The following is a 15,782-nucleotide window of genomic DNA, read 5'->3' on the forward strand; positions in this document are numbered from 1 at the left end:
CGGCAAGGCACTTAGCCATCTTGGAAACAAATAAAAATGCCGCGCCCCCGCATCCTCGCCTCCGGGGGCAACCCTGTTATTATCGGCGCCACACTTTCATGCCCTCTTTCCAGCAGATCACGAGCGAATCCATGAGCACCGACAAGACCAACCAGTCCTGGGGCGGCCGCTTCAGTGAACCCGTCGACGCCTTCGTCGCGCGCTTCACCGCCTCCGTCACCTTCGACCAGCGCCTCTACCGCCACGACATCATGGGCTCGATCGCCCACGCCACGATGCTGGCCAAGGTCGGCGTACTGACCGATGCCGAGCGCGACAGCATCATCGACGGCCTGACCACCATCCGTGGTGAGATCGAAGCCGGTACTTTCGACTGGCGCGTCGACCTGGAAGACGTGCACATGAACATCGAGGCTCGCCTCACCGACCGCATCGGTGTGACCGGCAAGAAACTGCACACAGGCCGCAGCCGTAACGACCAGGTGGCCACCGACATCCGCCTGTGGTTGCGAGACGAGATCGACCTGATCCTGGCCGAAATCACCCGCCTGCAAAAAGGCCTGCTGGAGCAGGCAGAGCGTGAGTCCGGCACCATCATGCCCGGCTTCACCCACCTGCAAACCGCCCAGCCTGTGACCTTCGGCCACCACCTGCTGGCCTGGTTCGAAATGCTCAGCCGCGACTACGAGCGCCTGGTGGACTGCCGCAAGCGTGCCAACCGCATGCCTCTGGGCAGCGCCGCATTGGCCGGCACCACCTACCCGATCGACCGCGAGTACACCGCGCAGTTGCTGGGTTTCGACGCCGTGGGCGGCAACTCCCTGGACGGCGTGTCGGACCGTGACTTCGCCATCGAATTCTGCGCCGCGGCCAGCATCGCGATGATGCACTTGTCGCGTTTCTCCGAAGAGCTGGTGCTGTGGACCAGTGCGCAATTCCAGTTCATCGACCTGCCGGATCGCTTCTGCACCGGCAGCTCGATCATGCCGCAAAAGAAAAACCCCGATGTGCCGGAGCTGGTGCGCGGCAAAAGCGGCCGTGTATTCGGCGCGCTGATGGGCCTGTTGACCCTGATGAAAGGCCAGCCGCTGGCCTACAACAAGGACAACCAGGAAGATAAGGAACCGCTTTTCGACGCCGCCGATACCCTGCGCGACTCGCTGCGGGCCTTTGCCGACATGATCCCGGCGATCAAGCCCAAGCACGCCATCATGCGTGAAGCGGCCCTGCGTGGTTTCTCCACCGCCACCGACCTGGCCGACTACCTGGTGCGTCGCGGCCTGCCGTTCCGCGACTGCCACGAAATCGTCGGGCATGCCGTGAAATACGGCGTGGACACCGGCAAGGACCTGGCGGAAATGAGCCTGGAAGAACTGCGCCAGTTCAGCGATCAGATCGAGCAGGACGTGTTTGCGGTACTGACCCTGGAAGGCTCGGTGAATGCCCGTAACCATATCGGCGGGACTGCACCGGCGCAGGTGAAGGCTGCCGTGGTTCGCGGCCAGGCATTGCTCGCCAGCCGCTAACCCAAAGGTAAATACCCCGGCGAATAAGGGCGAACACTGAACCTGTGGCGAGGGAGCTTGCTCCCGTTGGACTGCGCAGCAGTCCCATTTTTGGGGCCGCTTCGCTGCCCAACGGGAGCAAGCTCCCTCGCCACAAAAGCAGTCTTTATTTCTTGGCAGCAATCATCGCCATAAACGCCGGCATTGCCGCTTCCTTGTCCGCCGCCACCCGCTGGGCATTCGGCAACGCCTGCAAGCGTTCCAGCAACGCCTTGGCCTTCGGCAACTCAGCCAACAGATCCAGCCCGAACAACTTTCCGGCCACGGCACACGCCAGGTCCACGCTGTACACAAAATACAAATCCGCAATCGTGAAGCTGTCTCCCGCCACATACGGCGCGAACTTCCCGTGCCGCCCCAGCGATGCGATCCCCAGCAGTAACTCAGTCCTGGATTTTTCCTTGATCGCCTCCGGCACCGGCATCCCGAAAAACGCCTCGGCAAAACACGCCCGGGCCGGCAGCTCGATGTACAGCTCGATTTCCCTGCACAACGCCAGCACCTGGGCGCGCTGGAACGGATCGCTCGGCAGCAGCGATGGCCCGCCTTGGGTCTGTTCGATGTATTCGAGGATCACGCTGGTTTCGTTGATAAAGCCTTGCTCGACACCCAGCACCGGCACCTTGCCCCGGGGGCTTACGGCCAAGGCTTCAGGGGTCTGGCCTGCGTAGAACGGCACCTCTTCGAAGGGCAGCCCTTTCTCCAGCAGTGCCAGTTTCACCATGTTGTAGTAGTTGCTGACCGAAAATCCATAAAGCTTGAGCATCACTAAGCCTCCAGGCCGTGTACGGGGTTGGCAGCAGTGGTTATAGAACGGGATGCCACGCCTGACCAGCAGCATCAGCCGAGTGAATGGGGGTAGACTGGCGCCCTTTCCTCCAGGAGCCTGCCATGAGCGAGCCAACCGATATCGACAACGACGAAGAAGAGTTCGCCGAGACCACCTTGATTGAAGCGATCGAAAACCAGATCGAAAGCGACAACCCGCCCGCCGCCAAGGCCACGTTCAACAAGCTGACCCTGGTGGGCTACGAGCGCGAAGACATCCTGCAAATGATGGCCCACGTACTTGCCATCGAGATCGACGCCCTGCTCGAAGAAGACCGTGCCTTCAATACCGAATGGTATGAAACTGCCTTGCGCGCTCTGCCAGAGCTGCCGCCCGAGAAGCAATAAGCCCGACACCGCGCTGGCCAGCAAGCGCTTGCTGGCCACAATCCTGCCCCACATCAACACGGCATGAGTTCCGACTGGACAGCTCGCCAAAGTGCGTTCACCTTATGGCTGCTAACGTCTAAAAATTCCTAGAAAGTCTGGAGTCCTTATGTCGTATACCCCTGAGTTGGTTGCCGAACTGGAAATCCTTGCACTCTTCAACCTGGGCAGCTCCCAGGAAGGTCTGAAAGTTCATCAGACCGCCGCTCCCACTGCCATTGCCGCTGCCCGGCGCCTGTTTGAAAAAGACCTGATCGACCAGCCAGATGGTGGCTACCTCACCAGCCTTGGCCGGGATGCTGCCGAACACGCACAAAGCCTGCTGACTATTCTGACGACCAGCAAAGAAGCCGCCTGACACCTCGTATCGCCCACGGGATCCTCTTTTCACGGATTCCGCGGGCATTCCTGCGCCCGGGATAAAATTTTGGCGCCAAAAACAAAATCCCGCTAAACCTCCTACGCTACTGGCTGTAAACTCCCACACGGCCGCCCACGTCGGGCCCTGCGAGCCACCGAGTTCGACATGACCCGCACCCACGAAATCCGCCCCGACCTGGACGAAGGCATCGACCGCAAGGTGCTGACCCAGTTGCGCGCGCGGTTTCTGGCCCTGAACGAGGGCCGCATGGCGCGCGCCGTTGAAGGGCTGACGCCGCGCCAGCAAAGCGTCCTGACGCTGCTGCCGCTGTTCTTTCACGTCAATCATCCGCTGCTCCCGGGTTATGTGTCGGGCAGTACTCCGGCGGGCCTGTCGAACTTTGAACCCGACGCGCAAGTATTGGCAGAAGCCCAGCGCCTGACCCGCACGTTTTCCTACAAGCCCCGGCACGGCAACCCACCGCGCCCGATTCATGGCCTGTTCCTGATGGGCAGCCTGGGCACCCTGGCCCAGGCCGATCAAAGTGATATGGACGTGTGGGTCTGCCACGCCGCCGATCTCAGTGAGAACGAGCTGGCCGAGCTGCGCAAAAAATGCCAGTTGCTGGAAACCTGGGCCCTGGGCATGGGGGCCGAGGCGCACTTCTTCCTGATCGAGCCGACACGGTTTATCCAGGGCGAGCGCGACACCCAACTAAGCTCCGAAGACTGCGGCACCAGCCAGCATTACCTGCTGCTGGACGAGTTCTACCGCACCGCCATCTGGCTGGCCGGGCGCACACCGATCTGGTGGCTGGTACCGGTGTATGAAGAAACCCGCTACGCCGAATTCACCCACGCGCTGATCTCCAAGCGCTTTATCCGCGCCGACGAAACCCTCGACCTGGGCCATCTGGCTCACATCCCGCCGGGTGAATTTATCGGCGCCGGCCTGTGGCAGTTGTTCAAGGGCATCGAATCGCCCTACAAGTCGGTACTCAAACTCCTGCTGACCGAGGTCTACGCCAGCGAACACCCGAAGGTGCAGTGCTTGAGCCTGCGCTTCAAGCGGGCGGTATTTGCCAACCAGATGGACCTGGACGAGTTGGACCCGTACATCGTGGTCTACCGCCGGATCGAGGAGTACCTCAAGGCCCGCAATGAGCCGGAACGCCTGGAACTGGTGCGGCGCGCCCTGTACCTGAAGGTCAACCGCAAGCTCAGCGCGGGCCAGCGCACCGGGTGGCAACGTTTGCTGCTGGAGCGTCTGGCCAGTGAATGGGGCTGGGACCAGCGCCAATTGGCCCTGCTGGACAGCCGCAGCCAATGGAAAGTCCGCCAGGTGGCCTCCGAGCGCCGGGCGCTGGTCAACGAGCTGAACTACAGCTATCGCTTCCTGACCCAGTTTGCCCGCACCGAACAGACCGTCAGCCTGATCAACAAGCGCGACCTCAATGTGCTGGGCCGGCGCCTGTATGCCGCGTTCGAGCGCAAGGCCGGCAAGGTTGAGTTCATCAACCCCGGCATTGCCCCGGACCTGGCCGAAGACACCCTGACCCTGGTGCACTCGCCCAACCGCAAAGAGCCGGGCCAGCACCATTGGGGCCTGTACAACGGCAACCTGACGGCTCTGGAATGGGAGCACTTCGCGCCGATCAAGCGCAGCCGCGACCTGCTGGAAATGCTCACCTGGTGCCACCGCAACGGCGTGATCGACAGCAGCACCCGCCTGGCTCTGCATCCCGGCAGCAGTGACATGACCGAATTCGAGCTGTTCAACCTGCTGGGCAGCCTGCAACAAACCGTCGCCCTGCCCTTGACCAGCGTGGATGAGGAACGCCTGCTGCGCTCGGCAGTGCCCGAGGAAGTGCTGCTGCTGATCAACGTCGGCGTCGATCCGCTCAAGCACCACCGCGACCTGAACATCCTGATGACCACCGAGCGCACCGACTCCCTGAGTTACGCCGGCGTACGGGAAAACCTGGTGCTGACCCTGGACCAGGTCACGCTCAACAGCTGGAACGAGGTGATGGTCAGCCGCTACGACGGCCCCCACGCGCTGCTCGACTGCCTGCGGGATTACCTGAACCAGTTGCCGGCCAATCATCTGCCGCGATTGCGGGTGCGTTGCTTCTGCCACAACCGCGCACAATTCATTGCCCAGCGCGTGGAAGAAATCTTCGACACCGCGCAAAACCTGATGCTGAGTCAGGAAAACCACCGCTATCTGGTGCAGGTGCAGCAGCACTACCACGTGATGGAGCTGACACCCGGCCAGGCCAACCATGTGTCACTGGCGACCCAGGACGCGCTGATCGCCTACCTCAGCGAAGAACTGGCCAGCTACAGCCCGCTGCACCTGGACACCATGGCCCTCGAAGACCATGACCTGGCGCTGTTGCTGCCCATGGGCCTGCCCGACTGTGTGCAGGTGTTCTACCGGATCAACGAAGGGGTTGCCGAGCTGTACGTGCTGGATGAATTCAATGCGCTCTGGCAGCAGCGCCTGCCGTTTCACGACGAGCAAAGCCTGTTGGTGCCGCTGCAACGCTTCCTGCAATCGATTATTTATCGGCGCGACGCGCTGCTGCCGCTGGATCCGCAACAGCCCCTCGGCGCGGTGCAAATCCTGTATTACCAGCTGTTGCCGTCAGGCAGCGGCCGCGCACGCCGGGCCGAACCGCGCCCAGCGCCGCAAACCCCGGCCAATAAACCGTTCTACGACGTGCAGGCGATTATCGGCAAGGCGGCGCCGGGCCAGGTGGGGATCACCTTGTACTGCAATCAACGGGAGTTTTCCGAACTGGAATTTGGCGACCAACTGTTTGCGGTGGTCGCCCAGCAAATCGTCGGGCAACGCCGGGAGACCGAGCGCTACCGCTGCTACATCACCGATCTGGACCTGTCCGGCCTGCTCGGTGATGTTCAAAGCCCGAGCAATCTGTACCTGCGCTACAAGGCTGATCTGGAACTGGCGCTCAATGAAGCGCTGAACCAGGTTTAGAGAGGAAAGGCGCCACCGTCTTTTGGCTGGCCTTCAACGCTGAGCAATTCAAGCTTGAGGGTCTTGCCACCCGGTGCTGGCCAGTCGATGTGCTGGCCGACTTGCAGGCCCAGCAATGCACTGCCCACCGGCGCCAGGATCGAGATTTTGCCTTTGTCGGCGTTCGCGTCCTTGGGGTAGACCAGGGTCAGGTGATAGTCCTTGCCACTGCCTTGTTCACGGCAATGTACGCTGGAGTTCATGGTCACGACGGTTGCAGGCACTTCATCGTGGCCAACCACTTCTTCGGCGCGGTCGAGTTCGTGTTGCAGGGCTTCAACGCCCGGCGACGCCTCGCCGACACGGTCGATCAGTTGCTCAAGACGCTGCACGTCAAGACGGGTGAGGATGATGGAAGGTGCGGTCATGATTCAGGCAGACTCCTTTTTTCTGCACAAAAAAGCAAAACCCCGCCAGGAAAAGGCGGGGTTCTCACGGACCTCGATGAGTTGAGGTGTATCCGGACACTACCACAGCACAATAAATAAACAAGACAGCCTCAGGCGGAGGCCTTGCGCTGCTCGGCCTGGGCGACGATCACGCGGCGCCGCGCGTCATCGGCGGAGCGCCATTCGCGGATGTCTTCCACATGGCGGAAGCAGCCGAGGCAGACTTTGTGCTCATCCAGCCGACATAAACTGATACAAGGTGACGGCACCGCCGGGCTGACATTGCTGAACAGCGGCTTGGGCGGGCGTACGGGTGCGGGCTGCGTCACGATCAGATCTCGTCGAAGTCCAGCTCGACGCCGGCTTGTTCCTGGGTGAGGCGCGTGAGCATTTCGCTCAGCAGCTCATCGGTAGTGTCGTGGGTCCAGCGGTTTTCTTCTTCATCGTAATCGAAGTGGAAACCACCGGAGCGCGCCGCCAGCCACAGCTGACGCAGAGGCTCCTGACGGCTGAAAATCAGCTGGGTGCCATTTTCAAACTTGACGGTCAGCACACCGGCCGAGTTCTCCAGGTCCACATCCAGGCCGCTGTCGTCGAAAATATCCTCCAGCGCTTGCTGGGTGGAATCCACCAGGTCGTGAAAACGGGCTTCGGTCAAACTCATTGTGGGAACCTCGAAAGTGTCTGGTCTCGCTCAAGCGCCGCACAATACGGACGCACCATCATGATTGCAAAGGATACCGATTTCATTACCCGCAGCTGCGGGAATTATCCCTGATTGGTGTAAGCGCAATCGCGACAAACTCGGCAAAGCCCCGCCGGACGGGTATTTCGGCACATAGGCAATCCGGCGGGTGGTCGGTATACTCGGGCGCAATTAATGCATATTCAAGGATTTCGCCATGAAGCGCCTGATCTCTTCCCTTGCTGCGCTCGTCGCGGTCGCTTGCCTCGTTAGTGCCTGTGGTCAAAAAGGCCCGCTGTATCTGCCCGATGACAGCAAAGACCCGAATGAACAGGCGCAATCGTCGCAAACCAAAGCGCACAAGCACGACACCTTCTAAGGGAACATCATGGACGCTTTTAACTACCGGGACGGCGAGCTGTTCGCGGAAGGTGTGGCGCTGTCCGCCATTGCCGAGCGCTTTGGTACCCCGACCTACGTGTACTCCCGTGCCCACATCGAAGCGCAATACCGCTCCTTTGCCGACGCGCTGGAAGGCACGCCGAGCCTGGTGTGCTACGCGGTAAAAGCCAACTCCAACCTGGGTGTACTCAATGTCCTGGCGCGCCTGGGCGCCGGTTTCGACATTGTGTCCCGGGGCGAGCTTGAGCGTGTGCTGGCCGCTGGCGGCAAAGCTGACAAGATCGTGTTCTCCGGCGTCGGCAAGAGCCGCGAAGACATGCGCCGCGCCCTGGAAGTTGGCGTGCACTGCTTCAACGTCGAGTCCACCGACGAGCTGGAGCGCCTGCAAGAGGTGGCCGCCGAGATGGGCGTTCGCGCGCCAATCTCCCTGCGGGTCAACCCGGACGTAGACGCCGGCACTCATCCGTACATTTCCACCGGTCTCAAAGAGAACAAGTTCGGCATCGCCATTGCCGACGCCGAGGACGTGTACATCCGCGCCGCCCAACTGCCAAACCTGGAAGTATTGGGCGTCGACTGCCATATCGGCTCGCAACTGACCAGCCTGCCACCGTTCCTCGACGCCCTCGACCGCCTGCTGGCGCTGATCGACCGCCTCGGCGAATGCGGCATCTACCTGCACCACATCGACCTCGGTGGCGGCGTGGGCGTGCGCTATCGCGACGAAGAGCCGCCGCTGGTTTCCGACTACATCAAGGCCGTGCGCGAGCGCACCGAAGGCCGCGACCTGACGCTGATGTTCGAGCCGGGCCGCTACGTCGTCGCCAATGCCGGCGTGCTGCTGACCCAGGTCGAGTACCTCAAGCACACCGAACACAAGGATTTCGCCATCGTCGACGCGGCAATGAACGACCTGATTCGCCCGGCGCTGTACCAGGCCTGGATGGATGTGACGGCCGTCAAGCCACGCGCGGGCGAAGGCCGCAGTTACGACGTGGTCGGTCCGATCTGCGAGACCGGCGACTTCCTGGCCAAGGAACGTCAGTTGGCCCTGGAAGAAGGCGACCTGCTGGCCGTGCATTCGGCCGGTGCCTACGGGTTTGTCATGAGCTCCAACTACAACACCCGCGGGCGTACCGCCGAGGTGCTGGTGGACGGTGATCAAGCGTTTGAAGTGCGTCGCCGCGAGACGGTAGCCGAGTTGTTTGCTGGCGAAAGCCTGCTGCCGGAGTAAGGCCATGTTGCTGCGTTTTACCAAGATGCACGGGCTGGGCAATGACTTCATGGTTCTCGACCTGGTCAGCCAGCACGCGCACATCCTGCCCAAGCACGCCAAGTTGTGGGGCGACCGGCACACCGGTGTCGGCTTCGACCAATTGTTGCTGGTGGAAGCACCGAGCAACCCGGAAGTGGATTTTCGTTACCGGATCTTCAACTCCGACGGCTCCGAAGTGGAACAGTGCGGCAACGGTGCCCGTTGTTTCGCCCGTTTTGTGCTGGACAAGCGCCTGACCGCCAAGCGGCAGATTCGCGTCGAGACCAAAAGCGGCATTATCGAGCTGGATATTCGCAGCGACGGCCAGATCGGCGTCAACATGGGCGCCCCACGGCTGGTGCCGGCGGACATTCCGTTCCAGGCCACCGAGCAAGCGCTGAGCTACGCCGTGGACGTGGACGGCAAGACCGTCAACCTGGCTGCCGTGTCCATGGGCAACCCCCATGCCGTGCTGCGGGTCGATGACATCAACAGCGCACCGGTTCACGAACTGGGGCCCAAGATCGAAAACCACCCGCGCTTTCCGGCGCGGGTTAACGTGGGTTTCCTGCAGGTCATCGACCGTTCCCGTGCGCTCTTGCGCGTCTGGGAACGCGGTGCCGGCGAAACCCAGGCTTGCGGTACCGGCGCCTGCGCCGCTGCCGTGGCCGCGATCAGCCAGGGGTGGATGGATTCGCCACTGCTGATCGACCTGCCCGGCGGACGTCTGTCCATCGAATGGGCAGGCCCTGGCCAACCGGTGAAAATGACCGGTCCGGCCACCCGCGTCTACGAAGGACAGGTCCGTCTATGAGTGAGCAAATCTAATGACTGATAAGCCTCAAGTACCCGCGAAAGCATCCCCAAGCGAAAGTCTGGAGGCCGCAGCCGTTGCGGCGTATCTGGAGGCTAATCCGGACTTCTTCGTCGAACACGAAGAGCTGTTGCCGGCCCTGCGTATTCCCCACCAGCGCGGCGATACCGTGTCGCTGGTGGAGCGGCAGATGAAGATCCTGCGCGAGCGCAATATCGAGATGCGTCATCGGCTCTCGCAGCTGATGGACGTGGCCCGTGACAACGACCGCCTGTTTGACAAGACTCGCCGCCTGGTCCTGACCCTGATGGACGCCGCCAGCCTGGAAGAAGCGGTGATTGCCGTCGAAGACAGCCTGCGCCAGGACTTCCAGGTGCCCTTTGTCAGCCTGATCCTGTTCAGCGATAACCCGATGCCGGTAGGGCGCTGGGTCAGCGGCAGCGATGCCCAGACTGCCATTGGCGGCTTGCTGTCCGAAGGCAAGACCATCAGCGGCACCCTGCGCGAACATGAGCTGGACTTCCTGTTTGGCGCCGAGCAGCGCCAGCAGATCGGCTCAACCGCCGTAGTCGCCCTCAGCCATCAAGGGCTGCATGGCGTGCTGGCCATCGCCAGCCGCGATCCGCAGCACTACAAAAGCTCGGTGGGCACGCTGTTCCTGAACTACATCGCCGAAGTGCTGGGCCGCGTCCTGCCGCGCTTCACCACCGCCTTGCGCGCGGTGCGCTAGCCATGGAACGACAACTGGACGCCTACTGCGCTCACCTGCGCAGCGAGCGCCAGGTGTCACCGCATACCCTGGAAGCCTACCGGCGGGACTTGAACAAGGTCCTGGCGTTCTGCGAGAAACAACACATCAGCAGTTGGAAGGCCCTGGATATCCAGGGTCTGCGCAGCCTGATCGCCCGCCTGCATCAGCAAGGCCAATCCTCCCGCAGCCTGGCGCGCCTGCTGTCGGCGGTACGCGGCCTCTATCACTACCTGAACCGCGAAGGCCTGTGCGACCACGACCCGGCCAACGGCCTGGCGCCGCCCAAGGGTGAACGCCGCCTGCCCAAGACCCTCGACACCGACCGTGCCCTGCAATTGCTCGACGGCGCGGTGGAAGATGACTTCCTGGCCCATCGCGACCAGGCGATCCTCGAGCTGTTCTACTCTTCGGGCCTGCGCCTGTCGGAGCTGACAGGGCTTAACCTCGATCAACTGGACCTGGCAGATGGCCTGGTGCAAGTGCTCGGCAAAGGCAGCAAGACTCGCGTATTACCGGTGGGCAAAAAGGCCCGCGAAGCCTTGCTGCTGTGGCTGCCCCTGCGTGCCCTGGCCAACCCGGCGGATGACGCCGTGTTTATCAGCCAGCAAGGCCGACGCCTCGGGCCCCGGGCCATTCAGGTACGGGTCAAGGCCGCCGGCGAGCGCGAGCTGGGGCAAAACCTGCACCCGCACATGCTCAGGCACTCCTTTGCCAGCCATTTGCTGGAGTCGTCCCAGGACCTGCGCGCGGTGCAGGAGCTGCTTGGCCACTCCGACATCAAGACCACCCAGATCTACACCCACCTGGACTTCCAGCATCTGGCAACGGTGTACGACAGCGCCCATCCACGGGCCAAACGCATTAAGGGCAGTGACTCATGAGCATCAAGCTGATCACCTTCGACCTGGACGATACGCTCTGGGATAACGTGCCGGTCATCATCAGCGCCGAGGCGTCGATGCGCGAGTGGCTGGCGACCCATGCCACCAAGGTGGGCGACTTGCCCCTGGAGAAGTTTGCCAGCTTGCGCCAACAGGTGCTGGAGCGGCATCCGGAGCTCAAATACCGCATCAGCGTGTTGCGTCACAAGGTGCTGCAATATGCTTTCGAGGAGGCCGGATACCCGTTGCCGGAAGCGGCGCAGATGGCGGACGTGTGCTTTGAAGCGTTCATCCACGCCCGGCATCAACTCACCGTATTCCCCGAAGCGGAACCGATGCTGCAAGCACTGCGCCGCGACTATCTGCTGGGGGTGATTACCAACGGTAATGCCGATGTGCAACGTGTGGGGTTGGCGGACTACTTCCACTTTGCACTCCGGGCTGAAGACATTGGTATTGCCAAGCCGGATGCGCGGTTGTTTCAGGAAGCCTTGCAGCGCGGTGGCGTAGCGCCGGGCGCGGCAGTGCATGTGGGTGATCATCCAGGGGATGACATTGCCGGTGCGCAGCAGGCGGGGCTGCGGGCGGTGTGGTTCAACCCGGCAGGCAAGGCCTGGGAGGCCGAGAAATTGCCGGATGCCGAGATCCGCAGCCTGACCGAGTTGCCAGCGCTCCTGACCCGCTGGAACGCATAACCTGATGATGAAGGGCTTTTGTGGCGAGGGAGCTTGCTCCCGCTGGGCTGCGAAGCGGCCCCTGAACCAGCCACGACGGCCTTTCTGAAAGAACGCGTCGACCCAACCAGGGGCCGCTTCGCGCCCCAACGGGAGCAAGCTCCCTCGCCACACACGCTCTTCATCCTTAGATGGGTGTTGGCCCTAACCATTTTGTAGCGCCCATGAAAAAGCCCGCAGCGACGGCGGGCTTTTTCAGCAAGCAAGCAGCAAACCTTAGATAGGCCGGCTGCCATACTTGTTATCAGGCTTCTTCGGTGGATCAGCCACCACGTTAGCCTCGACTTCCTGCACTTTGCCGCCTTTAGCGAGGAATTCTTCCATCGCACGGGCCAGCGCATCGCGCTCTTTGTTCTTGGCTTCTACGCTCGGCAGTTCGTCGACCGACACCGCAGCCTTGGCCTTGCCTTTGGCTGCCGGGACCGGTGCATCGTCGCCACCGTCGTCGTCAGCCACGTCTTCGGCAGCCGCCTCAAGACCTTCTTCGGTTTCGTCGTCGTCGCCTACTTCGAGGTCGTCGTTTTCCAGATCATCGTCGCTCATGTTCTACCTCATGACTTGCGAAAAGCAGATTAGTTATAGCCCAGCTTCGCCGCCTGTCGACGGCCGCCGGAAAAAAATCAACATCCACCGGATCACCAGTGGCTTATGCCCCATCACCGTGCAAGGTGGCGAGGACTTTACGAGCACCGCCATGATCACGGTGCTCGCCCAGATAAACACCTTGCCAGGTCCCCATCGCCAAGCGGCCGGCCCTTACCGGCAAACTCAGCTGGCAGCCCAGGAGACTGGCCTTGAAGTGCGCCGGCAGATCATCCGGACCTTCGTCGTTGTGTTCATATCCCGCCATGCCTTGCGGCACCAGCGCATTGAAAAAACGCTCGAAGTCACGGCGAACCGCCGGATCGGCGTTCTCGTTGACCGTCAACGAGGCCGAGGTGTGCTGCAGCCACAAATGCAACAGTCCCACCCGACAGGCCTTCAATTCAGGCAAGCCGGCGAGCAACTCGTCCGTCACCAGATGAAAGCCCCGGGGCTTGGCCCGCAGGGTTATCAGGGTCTGTTGCCACATACAGTTCTCCGCCTATCGGCGCGCATTCTAGCGCGCTCAGGGAAAAAACAAAGTGCCGAATACGCCTACATGCCTGTAAGACATTCGCACACTGAAAAGTGCGGTGTGGATACCATCACAAAGTCGCGAAAAAACCCATACACCTTTAGCCACAGACAAACCCCGGGCAAAAAAATGCCCGGCAAGCCGGGCATCTTTTTTTCGCGTACTTACAAGTTGTAGCCGCGTTCGTTGTGTTGCGCCAGATCGAGGCCAACCGCCTCTTCTTCTTCGGTCACCCGCAGGCCCATCACCACGTCCAGCACTTTGAGGATGATGAACGTCACGATGGCGGTGTAGATGACGGTGAAGCCGACACCCTTGGCCTGAATCCAGACCTGCGCCGCCACGTCAGTCACAGTGCCGAAGCCGCCCAGTGCAGGGGCTGCGAACACACCCGTGAGGATCGCACCCACGATACCGCCGATACCGTGAACGCCGAACGCGTCCAGGGAGTCGTCGTAGCCCAGCTTGCGCTTGAGGCTGGTAGCGCAGAAGAAGCAGATCACACCGGCAACCAGGCCGATCACCAGGGCGCCCATCGGGCCCACGGTGCCGGCGGCTGGAGTGATTGCCACCAGGCCAGCGACCACACCCGAGGCGATGCCCAGAGCGCTTGGCTTACCGTGAGTGACCCACTCGGCGAACATCCAGCCCAGCGCAGCAGCCGCGGTAGCGATCTGGGTAACCAGCATCGCCATGCCGGCAGTGCCGTTGGCCGCAGCAGCGGAGCCTGCGTTGAAGCCGAACCAGCCAACCCACAGCATGGCCGCGCCCACCAGGGTGTAACCGAGGTTGTGCGGTGCCATTGGGGTAGTCGGGAAGCCTTTACGCTTGCCGAGCACGATGCACGCCACCAGGCCAGCCACACCGGCGTTGATGTGCACCACGGTGCCGCCTGCGAAGTCCAGCACGCCCCAGTCGCCCAGCAACGAACCCGGACCGCCCCACACCATGTGGGCAATCGGTGCGTAGACCAGGGTGAACCAGACGCCCATGAAGATCAGCATCGCGGAGAACTTCATACGCTCAGCGAACGCACCGACGATCAGCGCCGGGGTGATGATCGCGAAGGTCATCTGGAAGGTCACAAACACGGCTTCAGGGAACAACGCCGCCGGGCCGGTGATGCTGGCCGGGGTCACACCCGAGAGGAACAGTTTGGACAAGCCACCCACAAACGAGTTGAAGTTGACGACGCCTGCTTCCATCCCGGTGGTGTCGAACGCCATGCTGTAGCCGTAGACGAACCACAGGATGGTGATCAAGCCGGTGATGGCGAAGCACTGCATCATCACGGAAAGAATGTTTTTGGAGCGAACCATGCCGCCGTAGAACAGCGCCAGGCCTGGAATGGTCATGAACAGCACCAACGCAGTGGATGTGAGCATCCAAGCGGTGTCGCCGGAGTTGAGGACTGGAGCAGCCACTTCGTCTGCCGCCATGGCCAGGCTTGGCATTACGATGGACAACAGGGCTCCGAGCCCTGCGAATTTACGCAGAGTCATATTGTTTTCTCCTGGGGCGTTGGGGTTTGGCGGCTTAGATTGCGTCGGTATCGGTTTCGCCGGTACGGATGCGAATAGCCTGTTCCAGATTGACCACGAAGATCTTGCCGTCACCGATCTTGCCGGTGTTGGCGGCCTTGGTTATCGCCTCGATAACCCGGTCAAGATCCTTGTCGTCAATGGCGACATCAATCTTCACCTTTGGCAGGAAATCGACCACGTATTCCGCGCCGCGATAAAGCTCGGTGTGACCCTTCTGCCGACCGAAGCCTTTGACCTCAGTAACGGTAATGCCCTGCACGCCGATCTCGGACAGTGACTCGCGTACATCGTCCAACTTGAACGGCTTGATGATGGCAGTGACTAGCTTCATGAAAACTCTCTCCCGAATTGGTGGACTTGCCCCAGGAAAACAAACCCGTCTCAAGTCTAAGCGCAGTGCCTGGCTTTGTAACGCTTCGTCGCCTTGGCATTTGCCATTGCGACGCTCGCTAACCACTGGTGACGAAACACCTACCCCGCTCCGTCGGCGCACTGCATCGTCACAGCGACTGCATCAGTGCATGGGTCATGATCGTCTAAGCAGAAAGCTTGCCAGCTCCGTAAAAATCACTGAAATCAGTCCTTTGTTCGCTTGTGCCCACCTCCCGGGCGCCGTTGCTGCGAAGATACGCACGAAAACGGTGCGTGACCGCCCGGCCACATGCGCGAAAAGCGTGCGCCGCCGCTGCTGGAAATGACTATAGACGCTGCGTGATACACTGCCGGCCAACAGATTTTCCGGACGATTTCCCATGCTCGCGCCCAAAGACCTCCTCGACGCCCTGAGCGGCCACGCCTCCCGCCTGTTCAGCAGCGACACGCCGCTGCCACGCAATGAAATTGAAAGCCAGTTCAAGGCGCTGCTGCAAAGCGGTTTCAGCAAGCTGGACCTGGTAAGCCGGGAAGAGTTTGATAGCCAGATGGTGGTGTTGGCGCGCACTCGGGCGCGGTTGGAAAGCCTTGAGGCCAAGGTGGCGGAGCTGGAAGCGCGATTGACGCCCGCCGCCGAATAAACCGGCCCAACCGG

At 61.4% G+C, this 15,782-nt stretch carries 19 protein-coding genes; 11 read left to right on the forward strand and 8 right to left on the reverse strand.

What is annotated here, in order from left to right:
- Positions 1–131 precede the first annotated feature (131 nt).
- A complete protein-coding gene (gene argH / locus NVB75_RS18950; protein ID WP_003208818.1) occupies positions 132–1,526 on the forward strand; it encodes an argininosuccinate lyase in 1,395 nt (464 codons plus the stop codon).
- Between the two features lie 145 nt (positions 1,527–1,671).
- Here the strand turns inward: argH and NVB75_RS18955 are convergent, their stop codons facing one another.
- Positions 1,672–2,331, reverse strand: coding sequence for a glutathione S-transferase family protein (locus tag NVB75_RS18955; protein ID WP_258342789.1), 660 nt, complete (start codon positions 2,329–2,331; stop codon positions 1,672–1,674).
- A gap of 125 nt (positions 2,332–2,456) precedes the next feature.
- On the opposite strand from NVB75_RS18955, the gene NVB75_RS18960 reads away from it, so the two are divergent.
- The 3 genes from NVB75_RS18960 (at position 2,457) to NVB75_RS18970 (ending at position 6,144) form a co-directional block, all read left to right on the forward strand.
- Positions 2,457–2,741 carry a hypothetical protein gene (locus NVB75_RS18960; RefSeq protein ID WP_003208814.1) on the forward strand — a complete coding sequence of 95 codons (285 nt, stop codon included), beginning with the start codon at positions 2,457–2,459 and terminating at the stop codon, positions 2,739–2,741.
- A 148-nt stretch (positions 2,742–2,889) separates the two neighbouring features.
- Positions 2,890–3,138, forward strand: coding sequence for a TIGR02647 family protein (locus tag NVB75_RS18965; RefSeq protein ID WP_063033873.1), 249 nt, complete (start codon positions 2,890–2,892; stop codon positions 3,136–3,138).
- A 168-nt stretch (positions 3,139–3,306) separates the two neighbouring features.
- The gene (locus NVB75_RS18970) at positions 3,307–6,144 is read left to right on the forward strand and encodes a class I adenylate cyclase (protein ID WP_258342790.1); all 2,838 of its coding nucleotides are present in this window, start codon (positions 3,307–3,309) and stop codon (positions 6,142–6,144) included.
- Here NVB75_RS18970 and rnk read toward each other — a convergent pair.
- The 3 genes from rnk to cyaY form a co-directional block, all read right to left on the reverse strand.
- Entirely contained in the window at positions 6,141–6,551 is a 411-nt protein-coding gene (rnk, locus tag NVB75_RS18975; protein WP_258342791.1) for a nucleoside diphosphate kinase regulator, read from the reverse strand. The two genes, NVB75_RS18970 and rnk, sit on opposite strands and share 4 nt — an antisense overlap.
- A 131-nt stretch (positions 6,552–6,682) precedes the next feature.
- Entirely contained in the window at positions 6,683–6,901 is a 219-nt protein-coding gene (locus NVB75_RS18980; RefSeq protein ID WP_258342792.1) for a DUF1289 domain-containing protein, read from the reverse strand.
- Between the two features lie 2 nt (positions 6,902–6,903).
- Complete coding sequence (gene cyaY, locus NVB75_RS18985) at positions 6,904–7,236, reverse strand: iron donor protein CyaY (RefSeq protein ID WP_258342793.1); 333 nt, start codon at positions 7,234–7,236, stop codon at positions 6,904–6,906.
- Positions 7,237–7,474: 238 nt separating this feature from the next.
- Between cyaY and NVB75_RS18990 the strand changes: the two genes are divergently transcribed.
- The 6 genes from NVB75_RS18990 to NVB75_RS19015 are packed head-to-tail and all read left to right on the forward strand — an operon-like array spanning position 7,475 to position 12,055.
- Entirely contained in the window at positions 7,475–7,636 is a 162-nt protein-coding gene (locus NVB75_RS18990) for a lipoprotein (protein ID WP_177046833.1), read from the forward strand.
- A 9-nt stretch (positions 7,637–7,645) separates the two neighbouring features.
- The gene (gene lysA, locus NVB75_RS18995; RefSeq protein ID WP_258342794.1) at positions 7,646–8,893 is read left to right on the forward strand and encodes a diaminopimelate decarboxylase; all 1,248 of its coding nucleotides are present in this window, start codon (positions 7,646–7,648) and stop codon (positions 8,891–8,893) included.
- Positions 8,894–8,897: 4 nt separating this feature from the next.
- A complete protein-coding gene (gene dapF / locus NVB75_RS19000; protein WP_003208798.1) occupies positions 8,898–9,728 on the forward strand; it encodes a diaminopimelate epimerase in 831 nt (276 codons plus the stop codon).
- A 13-nt stretch (positions 9,729–9,741) separates the two neighbouring features.
- Positions 9,742–10,458: a DUF484 family protein gene (locus NVB75_RS19005; protein ID WP_258342795.1), complete on the forward strand. Its 717-nt coding sequence runs from the start codon at positions 9,742–9,744 to the stop codon at positions 10,456–10,458.
- A 2-nt stretch (positions 10,459–10,460) separates the two neighbouring features.
- The gene (gene xerC / locus NVB75_RS19010) at positions 10,461–11,360 is read left to right on the forward strand and encodes a tyrosine recombinase XerC (protein ID WP_076013125.1); all 900 of its coding nucleotides are present in this window, start codon (positions 10,461–10,463) and stop codon (positions 11,358–11,360) included.
- Positions 11,357–12,055: an HAD family hydrolase gene (locus NVB75_RS19015; protein WP_258342796.1), complete on the forward strand. Its 699-nt coding sequence runs from the start codon at positions 11,357–11,359 to the stop codon at positions 12,053–12,055. Before xerC ends, NVB75_RS19015 begins: the two co-directional genes overlap by 4 nt.
- 255 nt (positions 12,056–12,310) lie before the next feature.
- Here the strand turns inward: NVB75_RS19015 and sutA are convergent, their stop codons facing one another.
- The 4 genes from sutA to glnK all read right to left on the reverse strand — a co-directional run bounded on the left by sutA (position 12,311) and on the right by glnK (position 15,086).
- Positions 12,311–12,637, reverse strand: coding sequence for a transcriptional regulator SutA (gene sutA, locus NVB75_RS19020; RefSeq protein WP_003208791.1), 327 nt, complete (start codon positions 12,635–12,637; stop codon positions 12,311–12,313).
- Between the two features lie 103 nt (positions 12,638–12,740).
- Entirely contained in the window at positions 12,741–13,166 is a 426-nt protein-coding gene (locus NVB75_RS19025) for a secondary thiamine-phosphate synthase enzyme YjbQ (RefSeq protein WP_017476675.1), read from the reverse strand.
- Positions 13,167–13,375: 209 nt separating this feature from the next.
- The gene (locus NVB75_RS19030; RefSeq protein ID WP_258342798.1) at positions 13,376–14,713 is read right to left on the reverse strand and encodes an ammonium transporter; all 1,338 of its coding nucleotides are present in this window, start codon (positions 14,711–14,713) and stop codon (positions 13,376–13,378) included.
- Between the two features lie 34 nt (positions 14,714–14,747).
- Positions 14,748–15,086, reverse strand: coding sequence for a P-II family nitrogen regulator (gene glnK / locus NVB75_RS19035; protein WP_002555808.1), 339 nt, complete (start codon positions 15,084–15,086; stop codon positions 14,748–14,750).
- 421 nt (positions 15,087–15,507) lie between these two features.
- On the opposite strand from glnK, the gene NVB75_RS19040 reads away from it, so the two are divergent.
- Entirely contained in the window at positions 15,508–15,768 is a 261-nt protein-coding gene (locus NVB75_RS19040; protein WP_003208783.1) for an accessory factor UbiK family protein, read from the forward strand.
- The last annotated feature ends 14 nt before the right edge of the window (positions 15,769–15,782 follow it).

It is taken from the genome of Pseudomonas sp. CBS, from assembly GCF_024734645.1.
GTDB lineage: Bacteria > Pseudomonadota > Gammaproteobacteria > Pseudomonadales > Pseudomonadaceae > Aquipseudomonas.

What these genes read in the sequence shown, in the direction of transcription:
- sutA (WP_003208791.1), bottom strand. Translation starts at nt 12,637, where the DNA reads ATGAGCGACGATGATCTGGAAAACGACGACCTCGAAGTAGGCGACGAC.
- NVB75_RS18970 (WP_258342790.1), top strand. Translation starts at nt 3,307, where the DNA reads ATGACCCGCACCCACGAAATCCGCCCCGACCTGGACGAAGGCATCGAC.
- dapF (WP_003208798.1), top strand. Translation starts at nt 8,898, where the DNA reads ATGTTGCTGCGTTTTACCAAGATGCACGGGCTGGGCAATGACTTCATG.
- rnk (WP_258342791.1), bottom strand. Translation starts at nt 6,551, where the DNA reads ATGACCGCACCTTCCATCATCCTCACCCGTCTTGACGTGCAGCGTCTT.
- NVB75_RS19005 (WP_258342795.1), top strand. Translation starts at nt 9,742, where the DNA reads ATGACTGATAAGCCTCAAGTACCCGCGAAAGCATCCCCAAGCGAAAGT.
- NVB75_RS18965 (WP_063033873.1), top strand. Translation starts at nt 2,890, where the DNA reads ATGTCGTATACCCCTGAGTTGGTTGCCGAACTGGAAATCCTTGCACTC.
- NVB75_RS18955 (WP_258342789.1), bottom strand. Translation starts at nt 2,331, where the DNA reads ATGCTCAAGCTTTATGGATTTTCGGTCAGCAACTACTACAACATGGTG.
- xerC (WP_076013125.1), top strand. Translation starts at nt 10,461, where the DNA reads ATGGAACGACAACTGGACGCCTACTGCGCTCACCTGCGCAGCGAGCGC.
- NVB75_RS19030 (WP_258342798.1), bottom strand. Translation starts at nt 14,713, where the DNA reads ATGACTCTGCGTAAATTCGCAGGGCTCGGAGCCCTGTTGTCCATCGTA.
- cyaY (WP_258342793.1), bottom strand. Translation starts at nt 7,236, where the DNA reads ATGAGTTTGACCGAAGCCCGTTTTCACGACCTGGTGGATTCCACCCAG.
- NVB75_RS18960 (WP_003208814.1), top strand. Translation starts at nt 2,457, where the DNA reads ATGAGCGAGCCAACCGATATCGACAACGACGAAGAAGAGTTCGCCGAG.
- NVB75_RS19015 (WP_258342796.1), top strand. Translation starts at nt 11,357, where the DNA reads ATGAGCATCAAGCTGATCACCTTCGACCTGGACGATACGCTCTGGGAT.
- NVB75_RS19025 (WP_017476675.1), bottom strand. Translation starts at nt 13,166, where the DNA reads ATGTGGCAACAGACCCTGATAACCCTGCGGGCCAAGCCCCGGGGCTTT.
- argH (WP_003208818.1), top strand. Translation starts at nt 132, where the DNA reads ATGAGCACCGACAAGACCAACCAGTCCTGGGGCGGCCGCTTCAGTGAA.
- NVB75_RS19040 (WP_003208783.1), top strand. Translation starts at nt 15,508, where the DNA reads ATGCTCGCGCCCAAAGACCTCCTCGACGCCCTGAGCGGCCACGCCTCC.
- lysA (WP_258342794.1), top strand. Translation starts at nt 7,646, where the DNA reads ATGGACGCTTTTAACTACCGGGACGGCGAGCTGTTCGCGGAAGGTGTG.
- NVB75_RS18990 (WP_177046833.1), top strand. Translation starts at nt 7,475, where the DNA reads ATGAAGCGCCTGATCTCTTCCCTTGCTGCGCTCGTCGCGGTCGCTTGC.
- glnK (WP_002555808.1), bottom strand. Translation starts at nt 15,086, where the DNA reads ATGAAGCTAGTCACTGCCATCATCAAGCCGTTCAAGTTGGACGATGTA.